Annotated in this window: 12 protein-coding genes and 4 tRNA genes; 13 read left to right on the top strand and 3 right to left on the bottom strand. The window is 54.7% G+C overall.

The features are described from left to right. The first annotated feature begins 5 nt into the window (after positions 1-5). On the top strand, positions 6-1,211 hold the full coding sequence (locus TU76_RS11885; protein ID WP_048351711.1) for an HlyD/EmrA/EmrK family protein: 1,206 nt from the start codon (positions 6-8) through the stop codon (positions 1,209-1,211). A gap of 63 nt (positions 1,212-1,274) precedes the next feature. Further along, positions 1,275-2,804: a DHA2 family efflux MFS transporter permease subunit gene (locus TU76_RS11880; protein WP_019823174.1), complete on the top strand. Its 1,530-nt coding sequence runs from the start codon at positions 1,275-1,277 to the stop codon at positions 2,802-2,804. A 112-nt stretch (positions 2,805-2,916) separates the two neighbouring features. Here the strand turns inward: TU76_RS11880 and lpxH are convergent, their stop codons facing one another. Both lpxH and TU76_RS11870 read right to left on the bottom strand, forming a co-directional pair. Continuing rightward, complete coding sequence (gene lpxH, locus TU76_RS11875) at positions 2,917-3,654, bottom strand: UDP-2,3-diacylglucosamine diphosphatase (protein ID WP_019823173.1); 738 nt, start codon at positions 3,652-3,654, stop codon at positions 2,917-2,919. Further along, complete coding sequence (locus TU76_RS11870) at positions 3,651-4,154, bottom strand: peptidylprolyl isomerase (RefSeq protein WP_019823171.1); 504 nt, start codon at positions 4,152-4,154, stop codon at positions 3,651-3,653. Before TU76_RS11870 ends, lpxH begins: the two co-directional genes overlap by 4 nt. Before the next feature lie 275 nt (positions 4,155-4,429). Here TU76_RS11870 and TU76_RS11865 point away from each other — a divergent pair, with 275 nt between their 5' ends. Then, positions 4,430-6,127 (top strand): glutamine--tRNA ligase/YqeY domain fusion protein, encoded by a 1,698-nt coding sequence (locus tag TU76_RS11865; RefSeq protein ID WP_019823169.1) that lies wholly within the window; start codon positions 4,430-4,432, stop codon positions 6,125-6,127. Positions 6,128-6,149: 22 nt separating this feature from the next. Then, positions 6,150-7,532: a cysteine--tRNA ligase gene (gene cysS / locus TU76_RS11860; protein ID WP_046809719.1), complete on the top strand. Its 1,383-nt coding sequence runs from the start codon at positions 6,150-6,152 to the stop codon at positions 7,530-7,532. A gap of 117 nt (positions 7,533-7,649) precedes the next feature. Here the strand turns inward: cysS and folD are convergent, their stop codons facing one another. Beyond that, positions 7,650-8,504 (bottom strand): bifunctional methylenetetrahydrofolate dehydrogenase/methenyltetrahydrofolate cyclohydrolase FolD, encoded by an 855-nt coding sequence (gene folD, locus TU76_RS11855; RefSeq protein ID WP_019823166.1) that lies wholly within the window; start codon positions 8,502-8,504, stop codon positions 7,650-7,652. 280 nt (positions 8,505-8,784) lie between these two features. Here folD and TU76_RS11850 point away from each other — a divergent pair. From TU76_RS11850 to TU76_RS11810, 9 genes are all read left to right on the top strand, one after another. Then, positions 8,785-8,861: transfer RNA gene (locus TU76_RS11850), tRNA-Arg, on the top strand. A 40-nt stretch (positions 8,862-8,901) separates the two neighbouring features. Further along, positions 8,902-8,977 (top strand) — tRNA-His (locus tag TU76_RS11845). A gap of 56 nt (positions 8,978-9,033) precedes the next feature. Next, positions 9,034-9,118 (top strand) — tRNA-Leu (locus TU76_RS11840). A gap of 85 nt (positions 9,119-9,203) precedes the next feature. Beyond that, a tRNA-His gene (locus TU76_RS11835) sits at positions 9,204-9,279 on the top strand. Between the two features lie 450 nt (positions 9,280-9,729). Then, the gene (tig, locus tag TU76_RS11830; RefSeq protein WP_046809720.1) at positions 9,730-11,040 is read left to right on the top strand and encodes a trigger factor; all 1,311 of its coding nucleotides are present in this window, start codon (positions 9,730-9,732) and stop codon (positions 11,038-11,040) included. Positions 11,041-11,130: 90 nt separating this feature from the next. Next, on the top strand, positions 11,131-11,772 hold the full coding sequence (gene clpP / locus TU76_RS11825) for an ATP-dependent Clp endopeptidase proteolytic subunit ClpP (RefSeq protein WP_016782312.1): 642 nt from the start codon (positions 11,131-11,133) through the stop codon (positions 11,770-11,772). Positions 11,773-11,878: 106 nt separating this feature from the next. Continuing rightward, positions 11,879-13,162 carry an ATP-dependent Clp protease ATP-binding subunit ClpX gene (gene clpX, locus TU76_RS11820; protein WP_046809721.1) on the top strand — a complete coding sequence of 428 codons (1,284 nt, stop codon included), beginning with the start codon at positions 11,879-11,881 and terminating at the stop codon, positions 13,160-13,162. 163 nt (positions 13,163-13,325) lie between these two features. Beyond that, on the top strand, positions 13,326-15,722 hold the full coding sequence (gene lon / locus TU76_RS11815) for an endopeptidase La (RefSeq protein WP_046809722.1): 2,397 nt from the start codon (positions 13,326-13,328) through the stop codon (positions 15,720-15,722). 148 nt (positions 15,723-15,870) lie between these two features. Continuing rightward, entirely contained in the window at positions 15,871-16,143 is a 273-nt protein-coding gene (locus TU76_RS11810; protein WP_016782315.1) for an HU family DNA-binding protein, read from the top strand. The last annotated feature ends 132 nt before the right edge of the window (positions 16,144-16,275 follow it).

The raw sequence follows: 16,275 nt of genomic DNA, 5'->3' as shown, positions 1-16,275 counted from the left end.
TCGTCATGGCCACTGTGCAAACACCGAATGAAACGCAACACACCCAGGACGCTGGCAATCAGCGTAAACGCAAGCTCTTGCTGAGTGGCCTGGCGGTTCTGGTCATCTTGGTCGGGTTGGGCGTCTGGGCCTGGGAAGAGCTGTACGGTCGCTGGAGTGAAAGCACCGACGATGCCTATGTAAACGGCAATGTGGTTGAGATCACGCCTCTTGTCACCGGTACGGTGGTGAGTATTGGTGCCGACGATGGCGATCTGGTTCATGAGGGCCAGGTCTTGCTGAACTTCGACCCAAGCGACGCGCAGGTTGGGCTGCAGAGCGCCGAGGCCAATCTGGCGCGTACCGTACGTCAGGTGCGTGGTCTGTTCAGTGATGTGAAGGGCATGAAGGCCCAGGTGGCTGCGCAGAAAGTCGAAGTGCAAAAGAACCAGGACAACTACAACCGTCGTAAAAGTCTTGCGGCTGGCGGGGCCATCTCCCAGGAAGAGCTGTCCCATGCCCGGGATGATCTGTCTTCGGCACAAAGCGCCTTGCGCAATGCTGAGCAAAAACTCGATACCACGAGTGCGTTGGTCGATAACACATCGGTGGCCAACCACCCGGATGTGAAGGCTGCTGCTGCGCAGTTGCGTCAGGCTTACCTGGCAAACGCCCGCTCCACCTTGATTGCTCCGGTCGCCGGATATGTGGCCAAGCGTACGGTTCAGTTGGGCCAGCGGGTTCAGCCGGGCACTGCGCTAATGGCGGTCATTCCGCTCAATCAGCTCTGGATTGATGCCAACTTCAAGGAAACCCAGTTGCATAAAATGCGCATCGGTCAGCCGGTGGATATTGAATCTGATATCTATGGCAGCAGCGTGAAATACAGCGGCACCATCGACAGCATTGGTGCCGGTACTGGCAGCGCATTCGCCCTGTTGCCCGCGCAAAATGCGACGGGTAACTGGATCAAGATCGTGCAGCGTGTACCGGTGCGTATCCATATCAATGCCGATGAGCTGGCTGAGCATCCATTGCGCGTCGGTTTGTCTACAACCGTTGATGTGAACCTGCGTGACCAGACCGGCCCGGTACTGGCTCAGCAACCACCGCAAAAAGCCTCGTTCAGTACCAATGTGTATGCGCAGCAGTTGGCAGATGCTGAAGCACTGATTACGCGTTTGATTAACAGCAACAGCGCTGCGACAGGCGATATGGCCGCTCAGCGTTGATTCGCCAATCCATGAGCCTCGCCGAAGTGGCGGGGCTGCATCCCCGGTTTTAAAGGATTTGCGATGAGTACAAACGCGTCTTTTACCCCTCCCAGCCTGGTAATGGCCACTATTGGTCTATCGCTGGCGACCTTTATGCAGGTGCTCGACACCACCATCGCCAACGTTGCCTTGCCCACCATCTCCGGCAACCTTGGGGTGAGTTCGGAGCAGGGCACGTGGGTGATTACGTCCTTCGCAGTCAGTAACGCGATTGCCTTGCCCCTCACTGGCTGGCTGAGCCGCCGTTTTGGCGAAGTGAAGCTGTTTTTGTGGGCCACAATCCTGTTCGTGCTGGCCTCGTTTTTGTGCGGTATTTCGACTTCGATGCCTGAGCTGGTCGGGTTTCGCGTGTTGCAAGGGCTGGTGGCCGGGCCGCTGTATCCCATGACTCAAACCCTGTTGATTGCGGTGTATCCGCCTGCGAAACGGGGGATGGCATTGGCATTGCTGGCGATGGTCACGGTGGTCGCGCCCATTGCGGGTCCCATTTTGGGTGGCTGGATCACGGACAGTTACAGTTGGCCGTGGATTTTCTTCATTAATATACCGATCGGCATTTTTGCGGTGATGGTGGTTCGCCAGCAACTGAAGGCGCGCCCGGTGGTGATCACCCGCCAGCCGATGGACTATGTAGGGTTGATTACCCTGATCATTGGTGTGGGTGCGCTGCAGATCGTGCTCGACAAAGGCAATGATCTGGACTGGTTCGAGTCCAATTTCATCCTGTTGGGTAGTGCGTTATCAGTGGTGGCGCTGGCGGCTTTCATTATTTGGGAAATGACGGACAAGCATCCGATCGTCAACTTGCGCCTGTTTGCCCACCGTAACTTTCGCATCGGCACCATTGTGCTGGTGTTGGGGTATGCCGGGTTCTTCGGTATCAACTTGATTTTGCCGCAATGGCTGCAGACGCAGATGGGCTATACAGCGACCTGGGCGGGGTTGGCGGTGGCACCGATCGGGATCTTGCCGGTGTTGATGTCGCCGTTCGTGGGCAAGTATGCGAATAAATTCGACTTGCGCTTGCTGGCCGGCCTGGCGTTTCTGGCCATCGGGCTGAGTTGCTTTATGCGTGCCGACTTCACCAATGAGGTGGACTTCCAGCATATCGCGATGGTGCAGTTGTTCATGGGGATTGGCGTGGCGTTGTTCTTTATGCCGACGTTGACCATTTTGATGTCGGATTTACCACCGCATCAGATCGCCGACGGAGCCGGGCTGGCGACGTTCTTGCGGACCCTGGGGGGCAGCTTTGCCGCTTCCTTGACCACATGGATCTGGATTCGCAGGGCGGATCAGCATCATGCCTACATGAGTGAAAGCATTAGTGCCTATGATCCGGTGACACGGCATACCCTGGAAAGCCTGGGGGGCGCCAGTACACCGGCCTACGCTCAGATGGATCAGATTCTGACCAGTCAGGCGTATATGTTCTCCACCGTGGACTACTTCACCATGATGGGCTGGCTGTTTATGGGGTTGATTTTGCTGGTATGGCTGGCCAAGCCGCCGTTTGCGGCCAAGGCGGGGCCGGCGACGAGCGGGCATTAAAGCTGGAGCCCTGCAAACCCCTTGTGGGAACGAGCCTGCGCGCGAAAGTTGCCATGCGTTTTATCTGTGATACTGCGCAGAAACCTTCGCGAGCAGGCTCGCTCCCACGGGTTTATTGTGAGGGAGGCGGTGCAAAATCAAACGGCGCCAGTTGCATGCCTTGCTCGTCCACTTGCAGAACCCAGCCCTGGCGATCCCAGTCACCGAGCACGATGCGTTTGGCTGCGTGTTCGTTGACCAGCAGTTTGTGGATCGCAGGGCGGTGGGTATGGCCGTGAATCAAGGTATGTACGCCAAAGTGCGCCATGATCCGGGGGATTTCTTCGGCGGTCACGTCGACGATGTCATTGGCTTTCATGCGGGTTTGGGCGCGGCTCTCGCTGCGCAGCTTGCGTGCCAGTTTATGCCGCGTGCCCAAGGGCAGATGGCGCAGGACCCATAAGGTGATGGGGTTGCGCAGGTAGCGTCGCAGGCGCATGTAGGCTTCGTCGCGAGTGCACAGGCTGTCGCCGTGCATCAATAAAACCGGCTCGCCATAAAAGTCGACAACGCTGGGGTCTTTGATCAGGGTGCAGCCAGCCGCTTTACAAAAGGCCTGGCCAAGCAAAAAGTCGCGGTTGCCGTGCATCAGAAAAATCTTGGTGCCGGTATCGCTCAGTGTTCGCAGCGCTTCACAGATCGAGCGCTGATAAGGTGTCATCGCATCGTCGCCAATCCAGGCTTCGAAAAAATCACCCAGAATGTATAGCGCCTGAGCCGAGCGCGCACGCCCGGTCAGGAAATCCAGAAACGCCCGGGTTATGTCCGGGCGCTCCTCTTCCAGATGCAAGTCTGAAATCAGCAGTATCACTCAATGATCTCTGCTTTCTCGACGATCACGTCTTCTTTAGGCACGTCTTGATGACCGGCTTTGGAAGTGGTGGCAACACCTTTGATCTTGTCTACAACGTCCTGGCCTTCAACGACTTTACCGAATACGGCATAGCCCCAACCCTGAGCGGTTTTGCCGCTGTGGTTCAGGAAGCTGTTATCAGCCACGTTGATGAAGAACTGGGCGGAAGCCGAATGCGGCTCCATGGTGCGAGCCATGGCCACGGTGTACTTCTCGTTTGGCAGGCCGTTATCAGCTTCGTTCTGGATGCTTGGGCGCTTGTCTTTCTTTTCTTTCATGCCGGGCTCGAAACCGCCGCCCTGGACCATGAAGTTGCCGATTACACGGTGGAACACAGTGTTTTCGTAGTGGCCGGCTTTAACGTATTCGATGAAGTTAGCAACGGTGATCGGTGCTTTTTCAGCGTTCAGCTCGATCACGATGTCGCCGTGGTTGGTACTCAGTTTTACTTTGGTCATGGTCGTTATCGCTCTATCAGAGAATTCGTCGGGCCCGGGCGCGGTGACACACCTCAATCCCCCAGGCTGGCTGGGTAGATACAGCCGCGGGCGGAGTTTAGCGTGCTCACGCGGCATTTCGATGGTGTTTTTCCCATATGGGGACTAAAAGCCGGCATTTCAATCGGTTTGATTGAGCACCTGCTCTGTCGGTGACTTGACGGCATCGGCTATGATAGGCGCTTTGATTTAGTCGGCCGACCCAGGCCGCGCACCCTGTTACGTTCAAGGATCCTATGAGCAAGCCCACTGTCGACCCCACTCTGAATCCAAAGGCTGGCCCTGCTGTCCCGGCCAATTTCCTGCGTCCAATCGTTCAGGCGGACCTTGACTCGGGTAAATGCACACAGATCGTGACCCGCTTCCCGCCGGAGCCCAACGGCTATCTGCACATTGGTCACGCCAAGTCCATTTGTGTGAACTTTGGGCTGGCTCAGGAGTTCGGTGGCGTTACGCATTTGCGTTTTGACGACACCAACCCGGCCAAGGAAGACCAGGAATACATCGACGCGATCGAAAGCGACGTGAAGTGGCTGGGCTTTGAATGGTCCGGCGAAGTGCGCTATGCCTCGCAATATTTCGATCAGTTGCACGAGTGGGCGATTTACCTGATTAAAGAAGGTAAGGCCTACGTCTGCGACCTGACGCCAGAGCAGGCCAAGGAATACCGCGGCAGCCTGACCGAGCCGGGCAAGAACAGCCCGTTCCGCGACCGCAGCGTCGAAGAGAACCTGGACCTGTTCGCCCGCATGACGGCCGGTGAGTTCGAGGACGGCAAGTGCGTACTGCGAGCCAAGATCGACATGGCTTCGCCGAACATGAACTTGCGCGACCCGATCATGTACCGCATCCGTCACGCCCATCACCACCAGACCGGTGACAAGTGGTGCATCTACCCGAACTATGACTTCACCCACGGTCAGTCGGACGCCATCGAAGGCATTACCCATTCGATTTGCACCCTGGAATTCGAAAGCCATCGCCCGTTGTATGAGTGGTTCCTCGACAGCCTGCCAGTGCCTGCGCGCCCGCGTCAGTACGAGTTCAGCCGTCTGAACCTGAACTACACCATCACCAGCAAGCGCAAGCTCAAGCAACTGGTTGATGAAAAGCACGTCAATGGCTGGGATGACCCGCGCATGTCCACGCTGTCGGGTTTCCGTCGTCGTGGTTACACGCCTAAATCGATCCGCAACTTCTGCGACATGGTCGGCACCAACCGTTCTGACGGCGTGGTTGACTTCGGCATGCTGGAGTTCAGCATCCGTGACGACCTGGACCACAGCGCACCGCGTGCCATGTGTGTATTGCGTCCGCTGAAAGTCATCATCACCAACTACCCGCAAGACAAGGTCGAAAACCTTGAGCTGCCTTGCCACCCGAAAGAAGACATGGGTGTGCGGGTACTGCCTTTCGCCCGTGAGATCTACATCGATCGTGATGACTTCATGGAAGAACCGCCAAAAGGCTACAAGCGTCTTGAGCCCGCGGGCGAAGTACGTTTGCGCGGCAGCTATGTGATTCGTGCTGACGAAGCAATCAAGGACGCCGATGGCAACATCGTCGAACTGCATTGCTCGTACGACCCTGAAACCCTGGGTAAAAACCCGGAAGGTCGCAAGGTCAAAGGTGTTGTGCATTGGGTGCCGGCGGCAGCCAGTGTCGAGTGTGAAGTGCGTTTGTATGATCGTCTGTTCCGCTCGCCAAACCCTGAAAAGGCTGAAGACGGTGCCGGCTTCCTGGAAAACATCAACCCTGACTCGCTGCAGGTGCTTACCGGTTGTCGTGCTGAACCCTCGCTGGGCAATGCACAGCCGGAAGACCGTTTCCAGTTCGAGCGCGAAGGTTACTTCTGCGCGGATATCAAGGACTCGAAACCTGGTCGCCCGGTATTCAACCGTACCGTGACCTTGCGTGATTCGTGGGGCCAGTGATCAAGTTTTGAAGGAATAAGCCGTGCTTACGATCTACAACACGCTCACCAAGAGCAAAGAAGTTTTCAAGCCGCTGGACGGCAACAATGTGCGCATGTACGTGTGCGGTATGACCGTGTACGACTACTGCCACATTGGTCATGGCCGCAGCATGATCGCCTTCGATCTGGTGACCCGCTGGTTGCGTTTCAGCGGCTACAACCTGACCTATGTGCGCAACATCACGGACATTGAAGACAAGATCATCAATCGTGCCCGTGAAAACGGCGAGCCGTTTGAGGCGCTGACCGAGCGCATGATCCAGGCGATGCATGAAGATGAAGCGCGGCTCAATATCCTCAAGCCGGATATGGAGCCCCGGGCCACGGATCACATCCCTGGCATGCATGCAATGATCCAGACCTTGATTGACAAGGGCTACGCCTACGCCCCGGGCAATGGCGATGTGTATTACCGCGTCGCCAAGTTCATGGGGTACGGCAAGCTGTCGCGCAAGAAAATCGAAGACCTGCGCATCGGTGCGCGTATCGAAGTCGACGAAGCCAAGGATGATCCGCTGGACTTCGTGCTCTGGAAAGGCGTCAAGCCTGGCGAGCCGAGCTGGGAGTCGCCGTGGGGGGCGGGTCGTCCGGGCTGGCACATCGAGTGCTCGGTGATGTCCACCTGCTGCCTGGGTGAGACCTTCGATATTCATGGCGGCGGCAGCGACCTTGAGTTTCCGCACCATGAAAACGAAATTGCCCAAAGCGAAGCGGCAACCGGCAAGACCTACGCCAATGCCTGGATGCACTGCGGGATGATTCGCATTAATGGCGAGAAGATGTCCAAGTCCTTGAACAACTTCTTCACCATTCGCGACGTCCTGGAGAAATATCATCCAGAAGTGGTGCGTTATCTGTTGGTATCGAGCCATTACCGTAGCTCGATCAACTATTCCGAAGACAACCTAAAGGATGCGAAAGCAGCCCTTGATCGTTTCTATAATGCGCTCAAAGGCTTGCCGAAGGTGGCTCCGGCCGGTGGTGAGGCATTCGTTGAGCGCTTTACCCAGGTGATGAACGACGACTTCGGTACGCCGGAAGCCTGTGCGGTGCTGTTCGAGATGGTTCGCGAGATCAACCGGTTGCGCGAAACCGATCTGCAAGCTGCGGCTGGTTTGGCGGCGCGCCTCAAGCAGTTGGCTGATGTGCTGGGTGTCTTGCAGCTCGAGGCTGATGATTTCTTGCAGGCTGGCGCTGAAGGCAAGGTCGATGCAGCCCAGGTGGATGCCTTGATCGCCGCGCGTTTGGCGGCCCGTGCCGGTAAGGACTGGGCAGAGTCGGATCGGATTCGTGATCAGCTCGCTGCAATGGGTGTTGTGCTGGAAGACGGTAAAGGCGGGACGACCTGGCGCTTGGCTGACTAGGTTGCTTGTTGTGTGAACAAAGGCCCGCCTCGTGCGGGCTTTTGTTTGTCCGGCGTTTGGTGGCGCCAATAACAACGGCACCCGAAGGTGCCGTTGTTTTTGTAGCAGGTTGAACATTTAGCTGTGCAATGTTTCAGCTGCGTACAGAGTGTTTTCAAGCAGGCAGGCGCGAGTCATCGGGCCTACGCCCCCTGGGACTGGGGTGATCCAGCCAGCGCGGGGTAGGGCGGTCTCGTAAACTACATCACCAACCAGTTTGCCATCCGCCTGGCGGTTGATGCCAACGTCGATCACGATGGCGCCTTCCTTGATCCACTCGCCCTTGACCAGGCCAGGTTTACCGGCAGCCACGACCACCAGGTCAGCACGGCCAACGTGGCCGGCCAGATCCTTGGTGAAGCGGTGGGTCACGGTCACGGTGCAGCCAGCCAGCAACAGCTCCATGGCCATTGGGCGGCCAACGATGTTGGATGCTCCGACAATCACGGCGTCCATTCCGTACAGATCCTGGCCGGTGCTTTCGAGCAGGGCCATGATGCCTTTGGGGGTGCATGGGCGCAGCAGTGGGATCCGTTGGGCCAGGCGACCGACGTTATAAGGGTGGAAACCGTCGACATCTTTGTCCGGGCGAATGCGCTCCAGCAGCTTGGATGCATCCAAGTGGGCAGGTAGAGGCAGTTGTAGCAGAATGCCGTCGATGTTCGCGTCGTCATTAAGACGGTCGATCAGATCGGTCAGCGCTTGCTGGGTAGTGTCAGAAGGCAGGTCATAGGCTTGGGAAAGAAAGCCTACCTCTTCGCAGTCTTTACGCTTGTGCGAAACATAAACCTGGGAAGCAGGATCGCTGCCGACCAGGATCACCGCCAGACCAGGGGTGCGCAGGCCTTGCTCGTGACGCTCGGCGACACGTTTGGCAATCTGCTGGCGCAGGCTGGCGGCAATCGCTTTACCGTCGATTAGTTGTGCAGTCATTACGCGTGATTAACCATCGTAAAGGGTGGAAAAAGGACGTGCATTCTCGCATGCCGTGGCGCGAGGGCAAAGGCGCCTGGTCTGTTTATTGCCCTAACTCCTTTATATTTCTAAACTTTTTTTAAAAAAGAGTTGACGACTTTCAGGCTCACCTATAACATTCGTCGCACTTGTCGGGCACAGCCTAGCACTGGTTAAGAAGGTAGAGCGAAGTTGTTGTTCAGCTTGGTGATACTGAAAGCACTTGGTTTGTAGTCGTCAAAGAATACAGGCTAACAAGGCGCCCGTAGCTCAGCTGGATAGAGCATCCGCCTTCTAAGCGGATGGTCGCAGGTTCGAGTCCTGCCGGGTGCGCCATTAGGCAGCTTTGGCACAAGTAAGCAGTACAGGCAATATGGTGGGCGTAGCTCAGTTGGTAGAGCACGGGATTGTGACTCCCGTTGTCGAGGGTTCGATCCCCTTCGTCCACCCCATATTTAGAAAGCCGCCAGATTAATCGTCTGGCGTCTTTGCTTTAAAAGTTTGAAATGCGGATGTGGTGGAATTGGTAGACACACTGGATTTAGGTTCCAGCGCCGCAAGGTGTGAGAGTTCGAGTCTCTCCGTCCGCACCAAATTTGAACAAAGCCGCTTGTAGCGGCTTTTTTCTTTTGTTTGACTGCTTGTTCTTTAGGGCTGGCAGTGCTGTAACGCAATATGGTGGGCGTAGCTCAGTTGGTAGAGCACGGGATTGTGACTCCCGTTGTCGAGGGTTCGATCCCCTTCGTCCACCCCATATTTAAAGAAAACGCCAGATTAATAGTCTGGCGTTTTTTTGTATCTGCAGTTTGAGAAACGGATGTATGGGTCCCCTGTAGCGCCTCATTTCCCGCATGCTTAGCGTCCTCTGCAATTTGTGTGACAATGCGCGCAGATTGGGGCGGCTCCAAAGGGTGTCCGATATCGCCAGTTACTCAGCAAGGGCTGTGTGTTGTTTGCACCCGGCTTTTGTCGAACTGTGTGGTCGTCTGCGAAAAGTGCCTTCGGTGAAGCATTGGGTCCTGCCTGATGCGCGCTTCTATCTATATAGAAGGCGAAGCAGATGGCCGTATTTACTTAATTTCTGCCGGCTGTTTCCAAGGGTGTTTGCGGTAGGGTGACTTCTTGAGTTTGACCCACTAGAATGCATGCCCTTGATTATGGGGTCGGAAACGGCCGGCTAACGTCTGTGCAACGAGGAATATCCATGCAAGTTTCTGTTGAAAATACTTCCGCTCTTGAGCGTCGCATGACCATTGGCGTGCCAGCTGAGCGTATTGAGGCTGAAGTCAACAAGCGTCTGCAACAGACTGCCCAAAAGGCCAAGATCCCGGGCTTCCGTCCAGGCAAAGTGCCAATGAGCGTGATCCGTCAGCGTTACGAAGCTGATGCGCGTCAAGAAGCTCTGGGCAATGTGATCCAGGCTTCTTTCTACGAAGCAGTGGTTGAGCAGAAGCTAAACCCGGCTGGCGCACCTTCGGTTGAGCCTAAAGTCTTCGAAAAAGGCAAGGATCTGGAATACGTTGCTACTTTCGAAGTGTTCCCTGAATTCGAAGTAACTGGTCTGGACACTATCGCTATCGAGCGCCTGAGCGCCGAAGTGGCTGATGCCGACCTGGACAAAATGCTGGACGTGCTGCGCAAGCAGAACACCCGTTTTGAAGTGACTGACCGTGCTGCCCAGAACGATGATCAACTGAACATCGATTTCGTTGGCAAGGTTGACGGCGAAGTATTCGCTGGTGGTTCCGCCACCGGTACTCAGCTGGTTCTGGGTTCGGGTCGCATGATTCCTGGCTTCGAAGAAGGCCTGGTTGGCGCTAAAGCTGGCGAAGAGCGCGTTCTGAAGCTGACTTTCCCTGCTGACTACCAAAACCTGGACCTGGCCGGCAAAGAAGCTGAGTTCACCGTGACTGTGAACACTGTTTCCGAGCCTAAGCTGCCTGAGCTGAACGAAGAGTTCTTCGCTCAATTCGGTATCAAGGAAACAGGTCTGGAAGGTTTCCGCGCCGAAGTTCGCAAGAACATGGAGCGTGAGCTGCGTCAGGCAATCAAGTCCAAGGTCAAGAATCAGGTAATGGACGGTCTGTTGGCTGCCAACCCGATCGAAGTTCCAAAATCCCTGCTGTCCAACGAAGTTGATCGTCTGCGTGTGCAGGCTGTTCAGCAGTTCGGGGGCAACATCAAGCCTGATCAACTGCCAGCTGAGCTGTTCGAAGAGCAAGCCAGCCGTCGCGTAGTACTGGGTCTGATCGTGGCTGAAGTGGTCAAGCAGTTCGACCTCAAGCCTGACGAAGATCGCGTTCGCGAAATGATTCAGGAAATGGCTTCCGCCTACCAGGAGCCAGAGCAGGTTGTAGCTTGGTACTACAAAAATGACGCTCAATTGAACGAGGTTCGTTCGGTTGTGCTGGAAGAGCAAGTTGTGGATACTGTTCTGCAGAAGGCTAAGGTGACCGATAAAGCGGTCTCTTACGAAGAAGCTGTCAAGCCGGTGGAAGCTCCACAAGCCGACTGATTTCTGACTCGTTAGAAAACACAACCATAAGCCAGCCTCGAGCTGGCTTATGCGTATCCAGACAAGACTATTTGGGAGTGACTGCCGGACATGTCCCGCAATTCTTATATTCAGCAGAACTCTGATATCCACGCCGCTGGCGGCCTGGTCCCGATGGTTGTCGAGCAGTCCGCCCGTGGCGAGCGCGCCTATGACATCTACTCGCGCCTGCTCAAGGAGCGAATCATCTTCCTCGTCGGTCCTGTAGAAGACTACATGGCCAACCTGGTAGCTGCGCAGCTGCTTTTCCTTGAAGCCGAGAACCCGGACAAGGACATCCATCTTTACATCAACTCCCCAGGTGGTTCGGTGACTGCAGGCATGTCGATCTACGACACCATGCAATTCATCAAACCTGATGTGTCGACCATCTGCATCGGTCAGGCCTGCAGCATGGGTGCCTTCCTGTTGGCCGGTGGCGCACCGGGCAAGCGTCACTGCCTGCCTAACTCGCGCATGATGATTCACCAGCCACTGGGCGGTTTCCAGGGGCAGGCGTCGGATATCGACATTCATGCCAAGGAAATCCTTAACATCCGTCATCGTTTGAACTCGCTACTGGCTCACCACACGGGTCAGACTCTCGAAACCATCGAGCGTGACACTGAGCGTGACAACTTCATGAGCGCCGAGCGTGCAACCGAATACGGTTTGATCGACTCTGTGTTCAGCAAGCGTCAAATGCCCGCTTAAGCAGCTCAAATGTGGGTGGTTGGGTTAACCGACCACCTGCGGGCTTGAAAAAGCCCGCAGTTGCCTTCATCTTGTGTTGCAAGCCTATCGGATTTGGATCGATCGAATGACTGACACCCGCAACGGCGAGGACAACGGCAAATTGCTCTATTGCTCCTTCTGTGGCAAAAGCCAGCATGAAGTGCGCAAATTGATTGCCGGCCCCTCGGTCTTTATCTGCGACGAATGCGTTGACCTGTGCAATGACATCATCCGTGAGGAGGTGCAGGAAGCCCAGGCCGAGAGCAGCGCGCATAAATTACCTTCGCCAAAAGAAATCAGCGGCATCCTTGATCAATACGTTATTGGTCAGGAACGTGCCAAAAAGGTTTTGGCTGTAGCGGTATACAACCACTACAAGCGCCTTAACCAGCGTGACAAAAAGAACGACGACGTCGAACTCGGCAAGAGCAACATTTTGCTGATCGGCCCAACCGGCTCGGGTAAAACCTTGCTTGCAGAAACCTTGGCTCGTCTGCTGAATGTGCCTTTCACTATTGCTGACGCGACCACGCTGACTGAAGCTGGTTACGTGGGTGAAGACGTTGAGAACATCATTCAGAAGCTGCTGCAGAAATGCGATTACGACGTAGAGAAAGCCCAAATGGGTATTGTCTACATCGATGAAATCGACAAGATTTCGCGCAAATCTGACAACCCTTCGATTACCCGTGATGTTTCCGGTGAAGGTGTGCAGCAGGCCTTGCTCAAGCTAATTGAAGGCACTGTGGCTTCCGTTCCCCCTCAAGGTGGTCGTAAGCACCCACAGCAAGAGTTCTTGCAGGTTGATACCCGCAATATCCTGTTCATCTGTGGTGGTGCATTCTCGGGTCTGGAGAAGGTTGTACAGGCTCGCTCGACTCGTGGCGGCATCGGCTTCAGCGCTGAAGTTCGCAGCAAGGAAGAGGGCAAGAAGGTTGGCGAATCCCTGCGTGAAGTCGAACCTGATGATTTGGTCAAGTTTGGTCTGATCCCGGAATTCGTGGGTCGTCTGCCTGTTCTGGCGACACTTGATGAACTGGACGAAACTGCTTTGATGCAGATTCTGACCGAGCCCAAGAACGCATTGACCAAGCAGTACGCGAAGCTGTTCGAGATGGAAGGTGTTGATCTCGAGTTCCGTGCTGATGCCTTAAAAGCTGTGGCCAAGCGCGCGCTTGAGCGCAAGACTGGCGCCCGTGGCCTGCGTTCGATTCTTGAAGGCGTACTGCTCGACACCATGTACGAAATCCCCTCGCAATCTGAGGTGAGTAAAGTGGTGATCGATGAAAGCGTTATAGAAGGCAAGTCCAAGCCGTTGTTGATTTATGAAAACAACGAAGCGACTGCCAAGGTTGCACCTGACGCGTAAAGGTAATGCTGGGCATTACACATAGCGTGTTAAAAAAGGGGCCTGCGGGCCCCTTTGTTTTTCCTGTTGTTCAACGCTTGTTTTTTTTCAAGACTGCCCCCATCTTGGCTTCAAGCTTACTTCCATCTGATTACGGCCTTATGGCCGCCGTAGAGGCGAAATCATGAAGACAACCATCGAATTGCCTCTCCTGCCATTGCGCGATGTTGTGGTTTATCCGCACATGGTGATCCCACTGTTCGTGGGACGCGAGAAATCGATCGAGGCCCTTGAGGCTGCGATGACGGGCGACAAGCAGATTTTGCTGTTAGCTCAAAAAAACCCTGCTGACGATGATCCGGGCGAAGATGCTCTCTATCGTGTCGGTACCATTGCTACCGTTCTGCAACTGCTCAAGCTTCCGGACGGTACTGTCAAGGTGCTAGTGGAAGGTGAGCAGCGCGGTGCTGTTGAGCATTTCGGCCAGGCAGATGGTTATCTGAGCGCTGAAGTCTCCTTGATTGATGAAGTGGCTGCCCCGGATCGTGAATCCGAGGTTTTTGTTCGCAGCCTGCTCTCGCAGTTTGAACAATATGTGCAGTTGGGCAAAAAGGTCCCGGCTGAGGTTCTGTCATCGCTTAACAGCATTGATGAACCAAGCCGTCTGGTCGATACGATGGCCGCCCACATGGCGCTCAAGATCGAACAGAAGCAGGAGATTCTTGAAATTGTCGACCTTCAGGCCCGGGTTGAGCACGTTCTTGCGTTGCTGGATGCCGAGATCGACTTGCTGCAAGTTGAAAAACGCATCCGTGGCCGTGTCAAAAAGCAGATGGAGCGCAGCCAGCGCGAGTACTACCTGAATGAGCAGATGAAGGCCATTCAAAAAGAGCTGGGTGATGGTGACGAAGGTCACAATGAAATTGAAGAGCTTAAAAAGCGTATCGATGCTGCCGGCTTGCCCAAAGATGCAATGGCCAAGGCTCAGGCTGAGCTGAACAAGCTCAAGCAAATGTCGCCAATGTCTGCTGAAGCCACTGTAGTGCGCTCCTACATCGACTGGCTGGTACAGGTGCCGTGGAAGGCTCAGAGCAAGGTGCGTCTTGACCTGAAGCGCGCTGAAGACATTTTGGACGCAGACCACTACGGTCTGGACGAAGTCAAAGAGCGGATCCTCGAATATCTCGCCGTGCAAAAGCGTGTGAAAAAAATTCGTGGTCCCGTTCTATGTCTGGTGGGTCCTCCAGGTGTAGGTAAAACCTCACTTGCTGAGTCCATCGCCCACGCGACAAACCGTAAATTCGTACGTATGGCCTTGGGTGGTGTGCGTGACGAGGCGGAAATTCGTGGTCATCGCCGTACTTATATCGGTTCGATGCCAGGAAGATTGATTCAAAAGATGACCAAGGTTGGCGTGCGCAACCCTCTGTTCCTGCTCGATGAAATCGACAAGATGGGCAGTGACATGCGCGGCGATCCGGCTTCGGCTTTGCTTGAGGTGCTAGACCCGGAGCAAAACCATAATTTCAACGATCATTACCTCGAAGTCGATTACGACCTGTCCGATGTGATGTTCCTGTGTACGTCCAACTCGATGAATATCCCGCCAGCTTTGCTGGACCGGATGGAAGTCATTCGTCTGCCTGGCTACACCGAAGACGAAAAGATCAACATCGCTGTCAAATATCTGGCCCCGAAACAGATCGAAGCCAACGGTTTGAAGAAAGGCGAGCTGGCGTTCGATAACGAAGCTATCCGCGACATTATTCGTTACTACACTCGTGAAGCCGGTGTGCGGGGTCTGGAGCGTCAAATTGCGAAGATCTGCCGCAAGGCGGTCAAAGAGCATGCAATGGAAAAACGCTTTGCTGTCACTGTGACTCCAGAGCTGCTTGAGCACTTTTTGGGTGTAAGAAAATTCAGCTACGGTTTGGCTGAAGTTCAGGATCAAATTGGTCAAGTGACCGGTCTGGCTTGGACGCAGGTTGGTGGCGAGTTGTTGACTATTGAAGCGGCAGTTGTTCCTGGCAAGGGTCAACTGATCAAAACGGGTTCGCTGGGCGATGTGATGGTTGAGTCGATCACGGCTGCACTTACGGTAGTGCGTAGCCGTGCTAAAAGCCTGGGTATCCCGTTGGATTTCCACGAAAAACGCGATATTCACATTCACATGCCGGAAGGCGCTACGCCTAAAGATGGTCCTAGTGCCGGTGTAGGAATGTGTACGGCTCTTGTCTCTGCATTGACCCTGATTCCGGTACGTGCCGATGTTGCAATGACGGGTGAAATTACCCTTCGTGGTCAGGTGCTGGCGATTGGCGGTCTGAAAGAAAAATTACTTGCAGCTCACCGTGGTGGGATCAAAACTGTAATTATTCCTGAAGAAAACGTACGTGATTTGAAGGAAATTCCTGACAACATCAAACAGGATCTTCAGATTAAACCAGTTAAATGGATTGACGAGGTCCTGCAAATTGCGCTGCAATACGCCCCGGAGCCCTTGCCGGATGTGGCTCCCGAGATTGTTGCCAAGGACGACAAACGAGAGTCTGACTCTAAGGAAAGAATTAGCACGCATTAATACGGATTCGCCTGATGGGCTTTCTTGACGCTTTTTAGAGCCCTTGTTATAAAGCGGCTCTATAAGTGTCCGTAAGTGCTTCAGCAGTCGTTTTGCTTTTACCAAAAAACTTTAGAAACATACTCAGATAGATATAAGGGGACTTAGAGTGAACAAGTCGGAACTGATTGATGCTATCGCTGCATCTGCTGATATCCCGAAAGCTGCAGCTGGCCGTGCGCTGGACGCAGTAATCGAATCCGTCACTGGCGCTCTTAAGGCTGGCGACTCTGTGGTACTGGTTGGTTTTGGTACTTTCTCTGTAACCGATCGTCCTGCTCGTATTGGTCGTAACCCACAGACCGGTAAAACGCTGGAAATTCCTGCTGCTAAAAAACCAGGCTTCAAAGCCGGTAAAGCACTGAAAGAAGCGGTTAACTAAGTTTCTGTAACACTTTTTACCCAACCGGGTCAGGCGCACGCCAGGCTTGGCAGCGGAGCGGTAGTGCAATCGATGGCAACATCGTCTTGTCACGCCGGGGGTCGCGGGTTCGAGCCCGGTCCGCTCCGCCAG

It is taken from the genome of Pseudomonas psychrophila (assembly GCF_001043005.1).
Classification (GTDB): domain Bacteria; phylum Pseudomonadota; class Gammaproteobacteria; order Pseudomonadales; family Pseudomonadaceae; genus Aquipseudomonas; species Aquipseudomonas psychrophila.
The sequence above is the reverse complement of the archived record's forward strand: the minus strand, read 5'-3'. Positions and strand labels throughout refer to the sequence as shown.

What these genes read in the sequence shown, in the direction of transcription:
- TU76_RS11885 (WP_048351711.1), top strand. Translation starts at nt 6, where the DNA reads ATGGCCACTGTGCAAACACCGAATGAAACGCAACACACCCAGGACGCT.
- TU76_RS11880 (WP_019823174.1), top strand. Translation starts at nt 1,275, where the DNA reads ATGAGTACAAACGCGTCTTTTACCCCTCCCAGCCTGGTAATGGCCACT.
- TU76_RS11870 (WP_019823171.1), bottom strand. Translation starts at nt 4,154, where the DNA reads ATGACCAAAGTAAAACTGAGTACCAACCACGGCGACATCGTGATCGAG.
- TU76_RS11865 (WP_019823169.1), top strand. Translation starts at nt 4,430, where the DNA reads ATGAGCAAGCCCACTGTCGACCCCACTCTGAATCCAAAGGCTGGCCCT.
- folD (WP_019823166.1), bottom strand. Translation starts at nt 8,504, where the DNA reads ATGACTGCACAACTAATCGACGGTAAAGCGATTGCCGCCAGCCTGCGC.
- tig (WP_046809720.1), top strand. Translation starts at nt 9,730, where the DNA reads ATGCAAGTTTCTGTTGAAAATACTTCCGCTCTTGAGCGTCGCATGACC.
- clpP (WP_016782312.1), top strand. Translation starts at nt 11,131, where the DNA reads ATGTCCCGCAATTCTTATATTCAGCAGAACTCTGATATCCACGCCGCT.
- clpX (WP_046809721.1), top strand. Translation starts at nt 11,879, where the DNA reads ATGACTGACACCCGCAACGGCGAGGACAACGGCAAATTGCTCTATTGC.
- lon (WP_046809722.1), top strand. Translation starts at nt 13,326, where the DNA reads ATGAAGACAACCATCGAATTGCCTCTCCTGCCATTGCGCGATGTTGTG.